General features: G+C 40.5%; 21 protein-coding genes. 17 read left to right on the forward strand and 4 right to left on the reverse strand.

The window, feature by feature from the left end:
• Positions 1–40: 40 nt before the first annotated feature.
• Complete coding sequence (locus NRI27_RS01620; RefSeq protein WP_371389282.1) at positions 41–454, forward strand: NUDIX hydrolase; 414 nt, start codon at positions 41–43, stop codon at positions 452–454.
• Positions 455–568: 114 nt separating this feature from the next.
• On the forward strand, positions 569–1,015 hold the full coding sequence (locus NRI27_RS01625; RefSeq protein WP_371389283.1) for an NUDIX hydrolase: 447 nt from the start codon (positions 569–571) through the stop codon (positions 1,013–1,015).
• Positions 1,016–1,560: 545 nt separating this feature from the next.
• Here NRI27_RS01625 and NRI27_RS01630 read toward each other — a convergent pair.
• Positions 1,561–2,004, reverse strand: a complete 444-nt coding sequence (locus NRI27_RS01630; protein WP_371389284.1) for a hypothetical protein — start codon at positions 2,002–2,004, stop codon at positions 1,561–1,563.
• 229 nt (positions 2,005–2,233) lie between these two features.
• Here NRI27_RS01630 and NRI27_RS01635 point away from each other — a divergent pair, with 229 nt between their 5' ends.
• The 8 genes from NRI27_RS01635 to NRI27_RS01670 all read left to right on the forward strand — a co-directional run bounded on the left by NRI27_RS01635 (position 2,234) and on the right by NRI27_RS01670 (position 7,889).
• Positions 2,234–2,716: a PaaI family thioesterase gene (locus tag NRI27_RS01635; RefSeq protein WP_371389285.1), complete on the forward strand. Its 483-nt coding sequence runs from the start codon at positions 2,234–2,236 to the stop codon at positions 2,714–2,716.
• A 142-nt stretch (positions 2,717–2,858) separates the two neighbouring features.
• Positions 2,859–3,089, forward strand: a complete 231-nt coding sequence (locus NRI27_RS01640) for a hypothetical protein (protein ID WP_371389286.1) — start codon at positions 2,859–2,861, stop codon at positions 3,087–3,089.
• A gap of 17 nt (positions 3,090–3,106) precedes the next feature.
• Positions 3,107–3,496 (forward strand): DnaJ family domain-containing protein, encoded by a 390-nt coding sequence (locus NRI27_RS01645; RefSeq protein ID WP_371389287.1) that lies wholly within the window; start codon positions 3,107–3,109, stop codon positions 3,494–3,496.
• Positions 3,493–4,749 carry a beta-N-acetylhexosaminidase gene (nagZ, locus tag NRI27_RS01650; protein WP_371389663.1) on the forward strand — a complete coding sequence of 419 codons (1,257 nt, stop codon included), beginning with the start codon at positions 3,493–3,495 and terminating at the stop codon, positions 4,747–4,749. Before NRI27_RS01645 ends, nagZ begins: the two co-directional genes overlap by 4 nt.
• Positions 4,750–4,805: 56 nt before the next feature.
• Positions 4,806–5,111, forward strand: coding sequence for a magnetosome magnetite crystal formation protein family (locus tag NRI27_RS01655; protein ID WP_371389288.1), 306 nt, complete (start codon positions 4,806–4,808; stop codon positions 5,109–5,111).
• A 24-nt stretch (positions 5,112–5,135) separates the two neighbouring features.
• Positions 5,136–5,582 (forward strand): hypothetical protein, encoded by a 447-nt coding sequence (locus tag NRI27_RS01660; protein ID WP_371389289.1) that lies wholly within the window; start codon positions 5,136–5,138, stop codon positions 5,580–5,582.
• 274 nt (positions 5,583–5,856) lie between these two features.
• Positions 5,857–7,080 (forward strand): dicarboxylate/amino acid:cation symporter, encoded by a 1,224-nt coding sequence (locus NRI27_RS01665; RefSeq protein WP_371389290.1) that lies wholly within the window; start codon positions 5,857–5,859, stop codon positions 7,078–7,080.
• Positions 7,081–7,316: 236 nt separating this feature from the next.
• Positions 7,317–7,889, forward strand: coding sequence for a YitT family protein (locus NRI27_RS01670; RefSeq protein WP_371389291.1), 573 nt, complete (start codon positions 7,317–7,319; stop codon positions 7,887–7,889).
• 223 nt (positions 7,890–8,112) lie between these two features.
• Here NRI27_RS01670 and NRI27_RS01675 read toward each other — a convergent pair whose 3' ends face one another.
• A complete protein-coding gene (locus NRI27_RS01675; protein ID WP_371389292.1) occupies positions 8,113–8,481 on the reverse strand; it encodes a hypothetical protein in 369 nt (122 codons plus the stop codon).
• A 218-nt stretch (positions 8,482–8,699) separates the two neighbouring features.
• On the opposite strand from NRI27_RS01675, the gene NRI27_RS01680 reads away from it, so the two are divergent.
• From NRI27_RS01680 to NRI27_RS01695, 4 genes are all read left to right on the forward strand, one after another.
• The gene (locus tag NRI27_RS01680; protein ID WP_371389664.1) at positions 8,700–9,872 is read left to right on the forward strand and encodes an MFS transporter; all 1,173 of its coding nucleotides are present in this window, start codon (positions 8,700–8,702) and stop codon (positions 9,870–9,872) included.
• A 205-nt stretch (positions 9,873–10,077) separates the two neighbouring features.
• Positions 10,078–10,503 carry a MarR family winged helix-turn-helix transcriptional regulator gene (locus NRI27_RS01685; protein WP_371389293.1) on the forward strand — a complete coding sequence of 142 codons (426 nt, stop codon included), beginning with the start codon at positions 10,078–10,080 and terminating at the stop codon, positions 10,501–10,503.
• The gene (locus tag NRI27_RS01690) at positions 10,493–11,662 is read left to right on the forward strand and encodes an MFS transporter (RefSeq protein WP_371389294.1); all 1,170 of its coding nucleotides are present in this window, start codon (positions 10,493–10,495) and stop codon (positions 11,660–11,662) included. The genes NRI27_RS01685 and NRI27_RS01690 overlap by 11 nt, the downstream gene beginning before the upstream one ends.
• A 99-nt stretch (positions 11,663–11,761) precedes the next feature.
• A complete protein-coding gene (locus NRI27_RS01695) occupies positions 11,762–13,330 on the forward strand; it encodes a BCCT family transporter (RefSeq protein WP_371389295.1) in 1,569 nt (522 codons plus the stop codon).
• A 117-nt stretch (positions 13,331–13,447) separates the two neighbouring features.
• Here NRI27_RS01695 and NRI27_RS01700 read toward each other — a convergent pair whose 3' ends face one another.
• A complete protein-coding gene (locus NRI27_RS01700; protein ID WP_317942728.1) occupies positions 13,448–14,188 on the reverse strand; it encodes a metallophosphoesterase family protein in 741 nt (246 codons plus the stop codon).
• 92 nt (positions 14,189–14,280) lie between these two features.
• Here NRI27_RS01700 and NRI27_RS01705 point away from each other — a divergent pair, with 92 nt between their 5' ends.
• Together NRI27_RS01705 and NRI27_RS01710 are read left to right on the forward strand one after the other, a co-directional pair.
• Positions 14,281–14,955 (forward strand): SOS response-associated peptidase, encoded by a 675-nt coding sequence (locus tag NRI27_RS01705; protein WP_317942730.1) that lies wholly within the window; start codon positions 14,281–14,283, stop codon positions 14,953–14,955.
• A gap of 97 nt (positions 14,956–15,052) precedes the next feature.
• The gene (locus NRI27_RS01710) at positions 15,053–15,637 is read left to right on the forward strand and encodes a hypothetical protein (RefSeq protein WP_371389296.1); all 585 of its coding nucleotides are present in this window, start codon (positions 15,053–15,055) and stop codon (positions 15,635–15,637) included.
• 14 nt (positions 15,638–15,651) lie between these two features.
• On the opposite strand, the gene NRI27_RS01715 is transcribed toward NRI27_RS01710, so the two are convergent.
• Entirely contained in the window at positions 15,652–16,269 is a 618-nt protein-coding gene (locus tag NRI27_RS01715) for a DUF3298 and DUF4163 domain-containing protein (protein ID WP_317942734.1), read from the reverse strand.
• A gap of 197 nt (positions 16,270–16,466) precedes the next feature.
• Here NRI27_RS01715 and NRI27_RS01720 point away from each other — a divergent pair, with 197 nt between their 5' ends.
• Positions 16,467–16,844, forward strand: coding sequence for a nucleotide excision repair endonuclease (locus NRI27_RS01720; protein ID WP_317942735.1), 378 nt, complete (start codon positions 16,467–16,469; stop codon positions 16,842–16,844).
• The last annotated feature ends 539 nt before the right edge of the window (positions 16,845–17,383 follow it).

Consider the following 17,383-nt stretch of genomic DNA (forward strand, 5'->3'; position numbering starts at 1 on the left):
GCTATGATTCTTAGTATATATGAAAAGGGGGATGAAATTCGTGAATCGTGTCGATGTTGTCTACGTATTGATTGTAAAAGAAGGAAAAGTGCTAATGGTGAAGAATAAGAAGTATACGAATTGGACGTTACCAGGTGGTGGTGTTGAAAAAGGTGAAACGTTGGAGCAAGCTGCCATTCGAGAAGTATGGGAGGAAACGGGATTAACCGTAACGCTCGGAAAGCTCCTTGCTGTCAATGAAACATTCAGACGACAAGAAAATAATCATGTGCTGTTTTTCACTTTTATAGGTGAAGCGACTGAAGGCGAAGTTGCAGTTCAAGACCAGGATGGCATTTTGGAAGCTGCATGGATGGAGTTAGATATTGCGAATAGAGAATTACCTTATTACGAAGGGGGAATTGAAGAACTTTTGAAGACATCAATTCCTTATTGTTATCAAGGGGTGCAGTAACCTGTGAAATTCCACCGAATGAATGGCGCAGTATGGAAGTTGTGCATATAGATTGATGTAAGACTAAAATTTATATCATCGGAGATACCACAGTTTATCGGAAGGGGGAATGAGTTGGATTATATTAAAGATTTACGAGCAATAGTAGGTAATCGCCCGCTTCTCTTAACTGGCGTAGGAGTAGGTGTGTTTAACTCGAAAGGCGAAATTCTTTTACAGAAAAATGCGGATGGACGTTGGGGAATTCCTGGGGGGTTCATGGAACTAGGTGAATCAGCTGAAGAAACAGGTAGACGGGAAGTTTTTGAAGAGACAGGAATCCACATTGGTGAGTTGAAACTAGTAACCGTCGTATCGGGATCAAAAACACATACAGTCTTAAAAAATGGACACGAGTATTATTCAGTCACCATCATTTATGCAACAACAGACATTCGTGGCGGAGAATTGCGCGCAGATGGGATCGAAACAACAGAAGTCGGATATTTTCCAATGACTAATATGCCTGAAACGCTAAATCCTAGAGTACGAGAGATGATTCTCCAATATGCGATGCGATAGTAAATTAAAGATTGAAGAGCGTATAAGTGAAAGAATGGAGCATACATGGAACCGAGTACAAAACCTTGGTACCATGTGTTTTTTATATATAGTCGATTTCTAACAATTATTCCACTTTAAACAAATTGAAACCTTAGAGAGGCTCGCGACGCATGACAACGTAAGCTGCCCGTAATGCAACGTAACTCGCTCGCAACGCAACGCTCCCGTCGTATCACAATATAACTGGCTCGCATCACAACGTAACCAGCCCGTAACACAACATAACCCGCTCGCGTCGAAACGCTCCGTTCGTAACACAACGTAATGAGCTCGCATCGCAACGTAACGTGCTCGTATCACAACGTAACCTGCTCGTATCACAACGCTCCGTTCGTAACACAACGTAATGAGTTCGCATCGCAACGTAATGAGCTCGCATCGCAACGTAACGTGCTCGTATCACAACATAACCCGCTCGCAACGCAACACTCCCACGCGATAACATCACAAAAACCTTCTCTCCAAACAAGAGGGAAGGTTTGCTCACTACACGCTATCCACATTCATGATTTGTTGCTGACAATAAATCGCACGATCCAATCGACATCAAGTGGTCCGTCTACGATTTCATAGTAAAGCTCGGAGTTTTGAATAATCATGTTTTCCGCAATGACAATTGTGAGGCTGTTCCCATCTCGATTTTGGAGCGTAATACGTAGTTCGTCGATATTGTCGTCAGGGTCAATTTCCTCGGGTTTGAGTTTCTGAATCGTATAGTTTTGCAAAAAATCAAGGAATTCATTCACTTCTTTTTCATCATCTACGACCCATGTTTCTGCTGGTGCGCCGAACATGGGAGGTTTTGAGAAGACGAGTGTATGAAATTCTGAGTGTGTTGTCTCCACGAGTTCACTAAACTTTTTCTGTTGGTACTCATTAAATGATTGGAGCATTGCATATGCTCCTCCAATTAGAAGGGCGGTCAGCAATAGGGCTCGCATTTTCATCCAATCAATCCCTCCTCGTCTGTCGTTTGTATAGTATACGCAGAGAAAATATTGCGGATTAGTACTCATGGTATATATGCGTGTCGATAATGTTTAATGCGTGCGGAGGGATGTTTAGTAGTAGTTTTAGTATGTAATGGATTTTTTTCAATACTGCATCTGCAGAGATTTTAGAAGATTAATGTTATACTATTTTTCAAAGGAATGAAAATATGAAGGGGTGAAGAGGATGAAAAAGTATGTTGAGCAAGCGATTCAAGATGGGTATGCGGATGATTTTGCTTGGTGTTATGGTTGTGGACGATTAAATGACGAGGGGCATCATTTCCGGACAGGATGGGATGGCGAGAAAACGGTTACATATTATGAGCCATCAGACAAACATACTGCGATTCCTGGATTTGTATATGGTGGTCTAATTGCATCTCTAGTGGACTGTCATGGAACAGGGTCCTGTGCGTTAGCACTTTATCGGAAAAATGGTCATGAACCAGGCGATGAAGCTGATGTACCGCGGTTTGTGACAGCTTCTTTACATGTTGATTACTTAAAGCCTACGCCACAAGGGGTTCCATTAAAAGCGGTCGGCACGGTGGAAGAGATTCATCCGAAAAAATGGAAAGTTACAGTAGAAGTGTTTGCAGAAGATGTCGTTTGTGCAAAAGGTGAAGTCGTCGGCGTTGTAATGCCCAAAACGTTTACTGCGAAATGATAACTGAATCAGTACAAATGAAAGTAGTCTTTCTTGCCAATTGTCATATTATCATGTTAGCGAGACTATGTTGGACAAATCATGTGAAAGATACTCATGCAATCCGTTGTATGAAGTTTTTGGTGGAAGGACGGGAAATGGAATGATAGGGTTTGCAATTGTCGCGGTCGTCATGTGTGTACCAATTACAGCAATCATTACAGAGCATCAACGAAAAATGTTGAAGATTAAAGCTGATATGCTGAAAGAAGAGTTGGAACTGGAGCGATTGAAGCAGCAGAATTTCATTATGGAAACAGAAAAGTTGAAGCTTGAACTTGAGCAGATGAAGCTGGATTATTCAAGTGGTAAGAATGATCTTATAAAACTTTAAACGAAGGTGTGATGGAGATGTCTGATGGGAATTCGATGCCGCCATACAATGACTTGATTGGAGATATTTTAAAGAGCCATGCAAAAGAAGGGGGAATGGAAAACCTGAAAGGACAAGGAAAGCCATTGCCAAAAGAATACTTTTCGGGTGATACGTATCAACATTTTCAACGAATAGCAAAAGATGCAGGGTATAAACCGCATTGGCTGAAGCTTCAACATGAAATAAGAGATGAATTACATGCGATTTCAAAGTTACAAGCCGAGAACATTGAGGTAGATTTACAAAATCGTGTCATAGGACTAAACCAAAAGATTGACGAGCATAACAAACATTGTCCACCACCTATGCTGAAAGGTCGTGTGACAGTTGAATCCATTGAAAGAGCGAAAGAATTTTGGAAGTGACAGAAAGGCAATGGAATCCAAATATGTGCATACGTCTAGGTTACGTCCTTGCATGCCTTTTTCTACTTTTAACGGCTTGCTCACAACCGTCAACGATGCAAGATGAACAGACGATTCCTACGTTTTCGGAAAGAGAACAAGTGGCACCAATAGCCGATATGCCGGTATCCTACATTGATGAACAATTGGAAAAGATGTCTCTTGATGAGAAAATCGGTCAATTGATCATCGTAGGTATGAAAGGAAAGACATATGATGATGAACTCGATCACCTCATCCGCCACTATCGTGTAGGTGGCATCATTGTCTTAGGGAAGAACGTATCTACACCTACTGGCATTGTCCAGTTACTAAATGAAGCGAAAGTTGCTAACAAAGACTATTCCATTCCTTTATTCCTTTCGGTTGATGAAGAAGGTGGACGTGTATCGCGATTGCCAGCAGGTATGAAAAAACTACCTGCAGCTGCTTCAATTGGACAAAAAGAGGATGAAGCACTCGCTTACAAAAGTGGGGTATACCTTGCCGAGCTGCTCCATGCATTTGGATACAATATAAATTTTGCACCTGTCCTGGATGTGAATAGTAATCCGAAAAATCCAGTCATCGGCGATCGTTCCTATTCGTCAAACCCGCAAATAGTAACACAACATGCACTTTCCGTTCGAAAGGGCATGGTTGATAATGGCGTTATTTCGATTGTGAAACATTTTCCCGGACATGGGGATACACACATTGATTCACATAAATCATTGCCCGTCATCGATAAAAATATCGACGAATTAATTGCAACGGAACTTGTACCATTCCAGCAAGCTATTGCTCAAGAAGTTGATGGCATCATGATTGCACACATCTTGTTTCCTGCACTAGATGCCACAAATCCGTCCTCGTTATCTAAGAATGTCATAACCGATTTTCTCCGTGAAGAACTAGGGTACGACGGCGTTGTGATAACTGATGATTTAACGATGGGCGCAATAACGAATGCGTACACCGTTCCTGAAGCGGGCTTGCAAGCGTTCATTGCTGGAAGTGATCTTTTACTTATTGCTGGGGACTATGCCAATCAAGTCAAAACAATTGAAACTTTAAAAGATGCCGTATTTACAGGGACTATTTCTGAAGAACGCATTGACGAAAGTGTAAGAAGGATCTTAGAGCTGAAGCATCGTTACAATTTAGAAGACGACATTGTGGGGCAGATTGACGTAAATGCTTTGAACAAACAAGCGAAAGAAGCGCTACGTTGAATGAAACTTTTGCTATCACCTTCCGTATATAAAGGTAGATAGAGGGGGTTCAGTTCATGGAAAAAACAGGTCTTAAGATATTGGTTCATGCAAGTGCATTTTTTGCACCATGCCTCGTGCCGTTTATATTGTATCTTGTCATTGATGATGTAGAAGTTAAGAGATTATCGATTCAAGCGTTATTGTTTCAATTAGTAATGGGGGCATTGATTTTTATTTCCGCTATTTTAGTCATTTTTCTGATTGGGATTCCGATGCTCATCGTATTTAGTTTGATGACCATTATTGTTCCAATTATCGGCATTGTGAAAGCAGTACAAGATGAACCGTATCAATACCCAATTGTCGGAAGATGGTTTTAAAGCAGTGTAGCAAAGGGGATGTTCATGCGAAAATTTCCGATCGTCTTATTATTGATGTTTTTCCTTGCTTCTTCAGCGCATGCATTACAATGGGCATATCCCTTTGTCGTTTGGAATGGGGATGTGTACGAGGTCAAATTGGAAGAGATGATTGAAGAAAGTGAAATCGGCAAAAGGCTAGGAGAAGTGGAGACGAAACCACATGAGATGACTGGTGATCATTACGGGAATGCTTCAAACTATTTTCCAATTGGAACGAACTATTATGAAATAAAAGGAATTTCTACATCCTCAGCAATTGCTGTAGAGAATAATGAGCAATGGGTGAAGGCTGTTTATGCACATAAAGCTCCATTTCATATTAAAAATATCCTATCTAATGTGTTTTTGATCATCACTGTTGCTGCTCTCTTAATGATGGGAATGGTCTATTATGTTTATCGCAAGAATCGTTCTACTCGTCATGTATAGTGCCGTGTGAAGCCAAGAATCTCACCTTGGTTTGACACGGCTTTTGTATTTGATCTCTACTAAAATGCACAAAATTTCTATCACTTCACTCGAAAGTTTACAGTACTGTCTTCTTTCATTTCAAAAAATACTAGCTCCTTTCTTTGTGAGCTTTACACGATGAGAGCATCCTTTTTCTTCTGAGACCACGAATTTACTCATGTTTGTCCTCGAACTTGTATATGTTGGTATAAGAGAATTTTACGTACTGACTACACTGTGAAAGGGGAGAACGATGAAAGTTAAATTCAGTCTTGTGACGCAGATTTTTATGGCATTTGTTTTAGCGATTATTTTAGGTACATTTTTTGGCAGTTCCATCAATTTCTTAAAGCCTTTTGGCGAGCTGTTTTTACGATTAATTAAATTCATCATTGCACCGCTTATTTTATCGACGTTAGTCGTTGGAGTGGCAAGTACGACAAACCCGAAACAATTGGGAAGAATCGGGTTTAAAACAGTCGTTTACTATTTTGCGACGACTGCTGTGGCAATTGTCATCGGACTTGCAGTTGCATTTGCAATTTCACCAGGAGAAGGGGTATCAGTTTCTTCTGACGGTCTTGTTGCACCTGAAGCGGCAACGAAAGAACCACAGAGCCCAATAACGACACTGTTGCATATTGTCCCTGATAATCCATTCACTTCATTGGCAAATGGGAGTATCCTGCAGATTATTTTCTTTGCTTTATTTCTCGGAATTGGGATTACGTTAGTTGGTGAAAAAGCGCAGCCCGTGTTCAAGTTTTTTGAAGGGTTTGCAGAAGTGATGTATAAAATTACTGCGATTGTCATGAAAGTTGCGCCGATTGGCATTTTAGGCTTACTTGCTCCGGTTGTCGGTCAATATGGCCCATCTGTGTTATTGCCGCTTCTAAAAGTAATTGTTGCAGTGTATGTAGCTTGTTTGTTGCATGCTGTCATTGTGTATTCGACTGCTGTGAAAACATTTGGCAAGATGAGTCCTAAAAAGTTCTTTAAAGGCATTTCACCTGCTGCATTAGTTGCATTTAGTACGGCAAGCAGCGCAGGTACCCTACCTGTTACGATTAAGAACACAAATGAAAACCTTGGTGTACCGAAAAAGATTTCGAGCTTCGTCTTGCCGTTAGGTGCAACAATAAATATGGATGGAACAGCCATCTATCAAGGGGTTGCAGTCATATTCATTGCACAGTTTTATAACTTAGAATTATCATTTCTGCAATTGTTGACGGTTGTCCTCATTACCATTTTAGCTTCCATTGGCACTGCAGGTGTTCCTGGCGCAGGGATGATTATGCTCGCGATGGTGCTCACTTCTGTCAATATGCCACTTGAAGGCATTGCGCTTATAGCAGGTATTGACCGGGTGCTGGATATGATGAGAACGTCTGTAAATGTTGTAGGAGATGCATCAGCAGCTGTTGTTGTAGCAGGTACTGAAACTGTGGAAGAAGAGCAAAGTGTAACGTCATAACGGTAATATTTTGTTTAGAATTTCCTATGGATTAGTAATTTCATTCAAAAGAGTGTAGACAAAGCCATAAATCGACTTTGTCTACACGTTGACTGGAAGAAGATTACTTCATCCGCTAAAGAAGGAACTGTACATAATGAAAAACGTGTTCATTCCATATAAACGGGGGTTGTCCTATACAACATATGGTCGCATCTACAAATAGCCGAAAGAATGAGATGCTGAAAAGGGCAACGATGATTCTAATCGGCAGTTCATTTATTGCAATTGGTGTAAATGTATTCCTGCTCCCGAACAGTTTGATGGAAGGCGGAGCACTTGGCATTAGCTTATTACTTCATTATTTACAAGACGTAGAAGTAGGAAAGACTTTCTTGGCAATTAGCGTACCGATCTTCCTCGTCGCTTGGTTTTTGTATCGCCCTTTTTTCTACAATGGATTACATGGAATGCTTTGTTCTTCCTTATTCATCGATTTGTTTCATCCGTTGACAGTACTTGGAGGTTCGATATTTGTTGACCCAATTATTGAAGCTGCTATTGGTGGCTTCATTATAGGGACGGGTGTCGGTCTGATGTTATCAATGGATGTGAGCATTGGTGGCACTGATTTACTTGCACAAATGATTGCGAATAAGATTTCCATCAATCCAGCGTTCATGATTTTTTTCTTCGACAGTTTTATTGTTGTTACAGGAAGTTATTTATTGAGCGGTATTTCCTTACTCCATTCAATCGTTACAGTCCTTTGTGTCGGTTTAGCAGCAAGCTTTATTGCATCAAGGAAAGTTCGCGTTAAAAAATTTTAATCTTTTAGCTAAAGTACTGCTGAAGCAGGAACCTGATCAGCGAAGGATTCTAAAATGATATCGTATTTGTGTAATGAAACAATGCACTCTTGCTAGTCAAATAGTCCTGATTTGGTCATAACTTTGTGAATTTGATCGATAACTTCAAATTAAACTGACAGCTCACCCACTAATTGGAACATCCTAGACCAATTAGTGCGACGCATGAAAAAACTAAGTTCTTTTACTGGAGCTTAGTTTTTTCGGTTTTGGACTGTTTAAAACCAGTAAAAGAATCGATTACGGTTGAAATGATGGATAGAAATCCAATGCCGAAAATAATCAGATACACCTGATTTGATATATCTTCAGGCGATCGGCCAAAAATTTGCGACAACATGTCTGCTAAAAACGGATGAATGACCAATGGATTTAATAGTAAAATGATGATTAGTGCAATCCAGAAGACATTAATGACTAGATTGCCGAATGCAAGCTTTCGGGTCCAATGGATGGATGAAGCTTTGTAAGAGGAAAGGACAATTTCCAATGTCAATAAAAAAAGTGTGATGGGGAACAGAGTCATTACAGGAATTGAGTCAAAGAGCATCATAGCAATGTCCACCCTTTCGTAATCTGTACAATTGTTTTACCCGGAAATTTTGCGTCATAAAACGAAAACGATAAGAAAGCAAAATTTCTGAGATATCCCCATTGTGCCTACTAATTACGCTATACTATACATATTGTGAAATTTTATTGAAAAGCGTGGGGATTCAATTGGCGTTAACGAAAGAAAAACAAGGCTTTACCAATCCAGTCTATCCAATCATGTTTGCTATCGGTGGTTGTCATTTGCTAAATGATACACTTCAAGCCGTTATTCCTGCGATGTTTCCTGTTTTGGAGGCGGAAAGAGGGCTAACGTTTACGCAGCTTGGGTTCATCTTTTTTGCCTTAAATATGGTTGCTTCCGTTCTCCAGCCAGTCGTTGGTTACTTCAGTGATAAGCGTCCGATGCCCTATGCGTTGCCGATCGGAATGACTTTTTCACTTGTCGGTATGGCAGGTTTGGCAATTGCGCCAAGTTATTGGCTTATCTTACTTTCCGTCATCATTTTAGGGTTCGGGTCAGCCGTCTTCCATCCAGAGGGATCCCGGGTTTCATTTTTAGCTGCTGGCAATAAAAGAGGACTATCTCAGTCGATCTACCAAGTAGGAGGTAATACCGGACAAGCATTAGCTCCGTTAATCAGCGCATTTGTGCTTGTTCCACTAGGGCAGAAAGGGGCTGCTGTCTTCATTATCGTTGCTGCAGTCGGAATTGTACTGTTATCTCGAATATCTGCCTGGTATAAACAACAACTTGAACTGGAGAGGCAAAACAATCGAAAAAAAGTATTACTCTCTAGCATTGGAGAATTGACTAAAAGACAGATTACAATCGCTTTGACACTGATCTTGACCATCATCTTTGCGCGTTCATTTTACGTTACAAACGTAACGAGCTTTTACATATTTTATTTGTTGGATGAATACGGATTGAAAATTGCACAAGGTCAATTATTAATCTTTTTATTTATGGCACTAGGAGCTGCAGGGACTTTTTTCGGTGGGCCAATGGCGGATCGGATTGGAAGGAAGAATGTAATCGTTCTATCGCTACTCGTTCCATTACCCCTATGCCTCCTCTTGCCGTATGTATCCCTATGGGCAGTCGGTCCTCTGTTAGCTGCAATTGGATTTTTCATCATGCTCAGTTACTCCGTGACGGTTATCTATGCGCAAGAACTTGTCCCAAGTAAAATTGGAACGATGGCCGGACTCACTGTCGGATTAGCTTTTGGTATGGGTGCGATTGGTGCTGTTGTTATGGGTAGACTAATGGATGTAATCGGGATCTTCCCGACAATGGTGATTGCTTCATTCCTTCCTTTCATTGGTCTCGTCGGACTCATGTTGCCGAAAGACCAAAAAATAACGGTCACCAAGCCAACATCATAAAATCGTTAGTTGTTAGAATGAAATAAATGAATCTAGCTCCGTTGTTAAGTCAATTATAAGTTCTCATTTCAACGAATCGTGTGAAATTAAGGCGTGTACAGCCTTGTTCACACGGTTTTTTAGATAGCTTGGCTTATGCACCTTTACAACAAAATCCAAACGGTGTACACTCATTTAGTTACTTAAGTAAATAAAGGAGTGGAAAATGTTGAATCCAATCATTCATGAGCTATTTCAAAAATATCGACTGTTAACGAAAGAAGTAAATAATGTACTGAAGAAACATGACTTGTTCGCGGCACAGTGGAGTGTCATTTATTGCATCGATTTACATACTGAAATGACGTTGACGCAAATTTGGAAGTATTTAAATGTCGAAGCCCCAACGATTACACGAACTGTGAATCGATTGGAAGAGATGGGATGGTTAGTAACTCGAGAAGGGAAGGACCGCCGTGAGAAAATTGTACGTCTTTCCGAAGAAGCGATCCAAAAGCTTCCTCATATTAAGGAGACAATTATCCAATTCGAAAGTGATTGCTTAAATCGACTGACTCTGGAAGAGGAAAATCAGCTCATCTTGTTGTTGCGTAAAATAGACGGGAAAGAGGTCCTCGTTCGTGATAAGTAAACCACCAATTTGGACGAAAGCATTTCTTAGTCTATTTTTAACAAATCTTTCAGTTTTCATCGTATTTTATGGCCTCGTATCGGCGCTACCGTTATATGCAACAGGTGCCCTTCAACGCACAGATGAAGAAGCCGGGTTGCTCATGACAATTTTCCTGCTGTCCGCAATTATTGTCCGTCCATTTACCGGAAAACTACTTGATATGGTCGGAAAAAGGAAATTGTTGTTGTGGGGTTTGTTCTTCTATTTAGTCAGTACGATCCTCTATGTTTTTATCACTCCATTTGAAGGATTACTCTTCTTGCGGTTTTTCCAAGGCATTTGGTTCAGTATTATTACAACGGCAGCTGTATCGATTACGTCGTCTATCGTTCCGCCATCAAGACGAGGGGCTGGGCTTGGCTATTTTGTTATGTCTTCGAACTTAGCAGTTGTTGTTGGTCCTTTTATCGCGCTATACATTATTCAAGCGTACTCTTTTCATATCCTCTTTGTCACAATGAGTGTGCTTATGGTACTTGGAAGTATTCTATCTTTATTTACACCTCAGACAGAAAAAAACTCAACGGGTGCGGCATTTAAACGTTTGACATGGAGTGATTTGTTTGAAAGAAAGGCACTGCCGATTGCAACTGTGGGCAGTATCGTTTCATTCGCCTATGCAAGTGTGTTGTCCTATTTATCGATCTATGCACAAGGCAAAGACTTGTTGCACCTTGCAAGCACATTTTTTGCTGTGTATGCTGCTGTTATGCTAGGTACAAGACCGTTTACCGGTAAATTATTTGATGAAAAAGGACCTAATTCGATTTTAATACCCGGGTTTCTATCGTTCGGTATTGGACTATTCATCCTTGCATTTGTCAACTCGCCAGGGGTGTTTTTACTGGCTGGAGCATTTGTCGGTTTTGGATATGGAGCATTGGTGCCAAGTTTACAAACACTTGCGATTCAATCGACATCGGAACGAAGAAGCGGGTATGCAACGGCTACGTTTTTTACTTTCTTTGATACTGGTTTGGCGATTGGTTCCTATGTGTTAGGCGTTTTGGCGATCCACTTGGGCTACCAGAAGATGTATTTACTATCCTCACTGCTTATTTTTGTTGTGCTTATTTTTTATCGAGCAGTCAATAAAAAGAGCGATTCTTTATTGTAGAAATTATAAACTCCGTAGTAGTTTCTATTGTTTATATGTTATTCAAGAAAAAAATAGGGTATAAGGGTGGTAACTTACTAATTAGGAGTCGATTACGTTTTGGATAGGACATTTTTAAGGAATCCGGTATTTTTAATTTCATCAATTGTCATCTTGCTATTAGTTGTGCTAGGAGCATCCATACCCGGGCCGTTTGGCAACGTTGCAGATCGTTTATACGCATTTACAACGACCAACTTTGGTTGGTTCTATTTGCTCACGGTATTTGTCATTATTGCATTCCTTGTTGCACTTGCGATCAGTAAATATGGAGCGATCCGTTTAGGTGGAGATTCGGAGCGACCGGAATATCCCTTCTTCACGTGGATCGGTATGTTGTTTTCTGCAGGGTTTGGCGTAGGTCTTGTCTTCTGGGGTGTAGCCGAACCGATGAGTCATTATTTCGCTTCACCCATTAACGGAGTGGAAGCACAGTCCGAAGATGCGGCCCGTGTAGCAATGGGGTATTCTTTCTTCCATTGGGGGGTATCCCAATGGGCCATCTTTGGCATTGTTGGTCTTGTGATCGCTTTTCTTCAGTTCAGAAAGAAGAGGGATGGCCTTGTGTCAACAGCTTTGGAGCCACTCGTTGGATCAAACCGAATTGTGAAAAATGGGATTGATTCTTTTGCTGTCATTGCGACTGTAATGGGAATTGCAACGTCACTCGGAATGGGTGTGTTGCAGATGAGTGGAGGACTTGAACAAGTGTTTAATATGAAAAGCACGTTCTTCGTCCAAATGATGATCATCGTAGTCCTTTTCTTTTCCTATATGCTATCTGCATCAACCGGCTTGAAGAAGGGAATTGCGTATTTAGGGAATTTCAATTTAGGCATGGCGATTGTGTTGCTTGTATTCTTTTTTATCGTGGGCCCTAAAGTATTTATTTTAGAAAGTTTTACACTTGCAATTGGCGATTACATTAATAATTTCATTAAATACAGCTTGCGTTTGCAACCGTACAAAGGTGGAAACTGGGTGCAAGATTGGACAATTTTCTATTGGGCTTGGACGATTGCCTGGTCTCCTTTTGTCGGAGCGTTCGTTGCTCGGGTGTCCAAAGGCCGTACAATGCGGGAGTTCATTGCGGGAGTTATGGTCATTCCACCCGTATTTTCGTGTATGTGGATTGCTACACTCGGTGGAACAGCATTGTATAGCGATATGAACAACGGAACAAAGATTGCAGAAGCGGTGGATGCGGATGTAACGTCAGCAATTTTTGAGACGTTCAAGCATTTGCCGTTAACAGGACTGATGTCTGTTTTAGCGATTATTTTAATCTTTACATTCTTAATCACATCTGCAGACTCTGCAACGTATATTTTAGCAAGTATGACAACGCGGGGAAGTTTATTCCCACCACTAATTGTTAAAATGACTTGGGGATTCCTCATGTCAGCGATAGCGGCGGTCCTTTTGTACGCCGGTGGATTGGAAGCTTTACAATCAGCCTCGCTCGTATCGGCATTGCCATTTACACTATTCATTATTCTAATCATGTTTTCTCTCGGGAAATTATTAAGCAAGGAACCGATTACCGTACGGCCAAGAGATATTCGAAGGTTTGAGAATATCGAGAAAGCAGTCAAAAAGAAAGCGAGTAGAAAGAAGAAAGACTTGTAATCTGTCTTGTTGCCTAAATTGGATCAGTGCCAATAGAGAATGTGAAATACCGCATGGAGCCGGAGTCTTTAAGACTTTCAGCGACATGCGGTTTTTATTGTTTTTTGAACCTACCAGTTATCGAGTTGTAATTAATTCCTCAGCGTTATTCTTTGCTTTAATAGAGAATGTACGGTTTTCAGGGTATTGAAGACAATTCAGCTGGCCACCATACACTGCAGCCCCGTCAATGCCAATAATCCGATTTTCACCATAATAGACACCATTATTGCATTTATCATTATGTAAATTCTTTGTAGGCGTGTGGCCGAAAATGACTGTCTTTTCTCCACAATATCCATTGTGAAAAACATCGCGAATCCAGACGAGTTCATGTGGGTCAGTTTCGTCTATCGGCTTAGATGGATGAACGCCTGCGTGGACAAAAATGGTATCATCCCACTCGAAATAATAATCCAATGACTGAATGAATTGAAGGTGTTCATTCAATGTAGACGATTGAAGTGTCGGTTTGACAAAGTCATCATCTTTCACGATGAATACATCTTCAGAAAATCCATAACTCTCTAGTGTTTGTTTACCGCCATTCCGATCTGTCCAATGTTTCCAAGCTTTCTCTTCGTCTGTCGTTAACGCTTTAATCATCATTTCTTCATGATTGCCGCGTAAAACAATCGCACCTTCCTTTTTTAGAGCAATTACTTTCTCAAGGACTCCTTTAGAATCAGGTCCTCTGTCAATATAGTCGCCCAATAAGATGAGTTGGTCTACTTTTGGATCATAACCTACTTCTATTAACAATTCTTCTAATAAATCTAACTCTCCATGAATGTCACTAATGACCAATGTTCTTTTCAACAATTTCATCCTCTCTGTTCATCTACCATGATTCTTTCGTACATTCATGATACCATTAACTAAATTGTCTTACAAAACAAAGGAGGATGTCTATGTGCGGTCGCTTTACATTGTTTGCTCCTTATCACGACATTATTGAGCGTTTTTCAATTGAATCGGCTTTCGAGGAAAGTGAGTACATGCCTAGTTATAATATTGCCCCTTCTCAACAAGTCGCTGCGATTATTAACGACGGCTCTAAAAATCGGCTAGGATATTTACGGTGGGGGTTAATTCCTCCATGGGCGAAAGATGAAAAGATCGGGTATAAGATGATCAACGCGCGGGCAGAAACGATTGCTGAGAAACCGAGTTTTAAACAAGCATTTACAAAGCGTCGTTGTATCATCCCCGCAGATTCATTTTACGAATGGCAACGAAAAGATGGAGAAAAAATTCCGATGCGCATCAAACTGAAGTCCAATAGTATGTTTGGCATCGCAGGTCTTTGGGAGTCTTGGCAATCTCCGGACGGGAAAACGATTTACACGTGTACCGCGATTACTACTGAACCAAATAACCTTGTGAAACCGATTCATAATCGGATGCCTGTTATTCTAAAGAAGGAAGAAGAAGCGAAATGGTTGGATCCATCTATTACGGATATTCATTTCCTGGGGAATATGTTGCAATCGTTTGATGAAGACCAAATGGAGGCATATGAAATATCACCTGCTGTCAATTCACCCAAATACAATGACCCATCCCTAATCAAACCTGTTTGTTAACGGCTATAGACACTCCATTTTTAAGGTGTACATTTCGTTTATTTTGAAACGAAATGACAGTCTACTTCGTCTACTCTGTAAATGGGGAGGTTTTAAAATGGGTGGTTGGAAGCGATTATGTATTGCGTTCTGTTTGGTAGTTGTCTTCATTATAGGTGGAAATTCATTAGAAGTGTCCGCTTGTTCATGTGTTATGCCGCCACCTCCTGAAGAAGCATTACTTGACGCAGAGGCTGTATTTAGTGGCGAAGTGATTAAAATTGTTGATAACAAAAATCTGCTGAATGGGTATGGGTTTACCGTGTACTTTGCAGTGGATGAAAGCTGGAAAGGCGTAGAGCAGTCAGAAGTAAGTGTAACGACAGGCTATCATGATGGGGATTGCGGTTTTCCTTTTGAAGTTGGTCAATCGTACCTCGTTTACGCTTCGTTAGGAGATATGAATAATAAGAGTACACTTTCGACGAGTATTTGCCAACGGACGACAAATCTTTCAAATGCGGCAGAAGATCTGAATGAATTGGGTAAAGGTCAAAAAATTGAAGGAAGCAATGCTAAAAAAGACGAACACAACGATGGACTACTTAATGGGAGTACAACGAAGATTATTCTCGCCGGTATGCTCGTTCTTGCTGCAGCATTGTATGTTGTTTGGAGAATAAAGAAGAACGCGCGCAGTTAAGAACTGCGCGCTTTTTACGTGAAAGACATCATCGTTTCGAGCGGGCTACCTGGTTGAATGTAAGGTGCAAGATCTAAGATAGGGATTGGGAAGAAAGGAAAACCGGATGCATAAGGAGAAATCTCGTATAATTGGAAGTAAATCACTAGCGTTACATCTGCAATATAGAAATCTTGGTTACTGCGTATTTCAGTGGCAGGAGGATCTAATAATTGAATGTCCCAATCTTTAATACGTTGTTGAATAATCGTATTGATTGCCTTCTCATAGCCGCTATTTGGTTTAAACAGTTCGCTCAACTCATAGTTCTTGCCGGTTTTCGTATCAAATGTCAGCGAACGGATTACTGTCAACCCATGCGCTCCGCCGGTGTCCGAGTAAACAATTAAATTTAAGCTTAGAACCCCTCGCTCATTCGTCTTAATTTCATAGTAAGCAATCAATTCCACTAAGTAATCTTCATAAAAATATTGATCCACAAGCATCTTATTTAGTGTATGAATGATCGTATGGTTGATTTTTTGTTGAACTGTATGATTGTTCATTTGGGTAACGACAGGATAGTTGACACGTATATTTGATGAGGTATGAGGCAGTTTTTTTGTCTGAATGCAAACTGGAAACTCGCGCAATATACACACTCCTTCCAAAGTCAGTTTTACACTTTATGAGAGGGCGTTTAGAAGTAGTACTGGCGACATGAATGGTGGATAAGAAAATCATAACGCTGAACGGACATAAAGGGCTTATACATATGTCTTGGATTTCGCAAATTTGAGCAATCTATGGTAGGATGTAAGTTCACAAAAGAAGAGGACGTGAAGATATAATGATCTCAATTACAATTCCGCAACCGGATGTTACAATTGAACAACGACAACAAAAAAGTAATGTAGAAGTTCCTATTAAACCAATTAACGGTTTTGTAGATCTTCATGAAATTCCACGTGATAAAGGCGGTCTTATTTTATTTTATAATAAACGGGATGAACTTTTACTTGCTGGGAAGGCTCGTAAATTACGCCAGCGTGTTAAGAAACACCTAGAAGATAACGTTTCACCATTAAAAAACCATCGTGATGAAGTTGTGAAAATCTCAGTGATCATTGTAGAAGATGCAATGGAAAGAGAAATTTACGAAACGTATATTATCAATACGATGCGTGCGAAGTACAATACGGAAAAAGTATTTTTTGAAAACAATTGAACTTAAACGTTAAACCGCCTTTCGCCAGCTTTCATATTGGCAAAAGGCGGTTTTTGTTGTTGCGTGAGTTGTTCGTGATTCTTAACACGTGTTGTACAAATAGCATATGAAGGCAAGTAGTTGTTTTTACGTAATTTGCAGTTTAGTATACAAAAGTTTCCTTCGTGCAACTTATTGTGTTATACTCGATATAGAAATGAAAAGTAAAACTCCATGAACCTTATGCCTCTCCTCAATAGAGGATTGAGTATATCCTACAGCGAAAAGGACATCTGATACAGGTGTCCTTTTTGTGTTCGCTTTGTGTGAGGTGTATTACAACGTAAAGCGCTCGTATCACAACATAAAGCCGTCGCATCACAACGTACCACGTTCGTATCACAACACTCGCGCTGTATCACAACATAAAGCGCTCGCATCACAACGCAAAGCCGTCGCATCACAACGTAGCTCGTTCGCATCGCAACACTCGCGCCGTATCACAACATAAAGCGCCCGCATCACAACGTAAAGCCGTCGCATCGCAACGTACCGCGTTC

It is taken from the genome of Sporosarcina sp. OR05 (assembly GCF_041414805.1).
In the GTDB taxonomy this organism is placed as follows: Bacteria; Bacillota; Bacilli; order Bacillales_A; family Planococcaceae; genus Sporosarcina; species Sporosarcina saromensis.

What these genes read in the sequence shown, in the direction of transcription:
- NRI27_RS01630 (WP_371389284.1), bottom strand. Translation starts at nt 2,004, where the DNA reads ATGAAAATGCGAGCCCTATTGCTGACCGCCCTTCTAATTGGAGGAGCA.
- NRI27_RS01635 (WP_371389285.1), top strand. Translation starts at nt 2,234, where the DNA reads ATGAAAAAGTATGTTGAGCAAGCGATTCAAGATGGGTATGCGGATGAT.
- NRI27_RS01640 (WP_371389286.1), top strand. Translation starts at nt 2,859, where the DNA reads ATGATAGGGTTTGCAATTGTCGCGGTCGTCATGTGTGTACCAATTACA.
- NRI27_RS01645 (WP_371389287.1), top strand. Translation starts at nt 3,107, where the DNA reads ATGTCTGATGGGAATTCGATGCCGCCATACAATGACTTGATTGGAGAT.
- NRI27_RS01655 (WP_371389288.1), top strand. Translation starts at nt 4,806, where the DNA reads ATGGAAAAAACAGGTCTTAAGATATTGGTTCATGCAAGTGCATTTTTT.
- NRI27_RS01660 (WP_371389289.1), top strand. Translation starts at nt 5,136, where the DNA reads ATGCGAAAATTTCCGATCGTCTTATTATTGATGTTTTTCCTTGCTTCT.
- NRI27_RS01665 (WP_371389290.1), top strand. Translation starts at nt 5,857, where the DNA reads ATGAAAGTTAAATTCAGTCTTGTGACGCAGATTTTTATGGCATTTGTT.
- NRI27_RS01670 (WP_371389291.1), top strand. Translation starts at nt 7,317, where the DNA reads ATGATTCTAATCGGCAGTTCATTTATTGCAATTGGTGTAAATGTATTC.
- NRI27_RS01675 (WP_371389292.1), bottom strand. Translation starts at nt 8,481, where the DNA reads ATGATGCTCTTTGACTCAATTCCTGTAATGACTCTGTTCCCCATCACA.
- NRI27_RS01680 (WP_371389664.1), top strand. Translation starts at nt 8,700, where the DNA reads ATGTTTGCTATCGGTGGTTGTCATTTGCTAAATGATACACTTCAAGCC.
- NRI27_RS01685 (WP_371389293.1), top strand. Translation starts at nt 10,078, where the DNA reads ATGTTGAATCCAATCATTCATGAGCTATTTCAAAAATATCGACTGTTA.
- NRI27_RS01705 (WP_317942730.1), top strand. Translation starts at nt 14,281, where the DNA reads ATGTGCGGTCGCTTTACATTGTTTGCTCCTTATCACGACATTATTGAG.
- NRI27_RS01710 (WP_371389296.1), top strand. Translation starts at nt 15,053, where the DNA reads ATGGGTGGTTGGAAGCGATTATGTATTGCGTTCTGTTTGGTAGTTGTC.
- NRI27_RS01720 (WP_317942735.1), top strand. Translation starts at nt 16,467, where the DNA reads ATGATCTCAATTACAATTCCGCAACCGGATGTTACAATTGAACAACGA.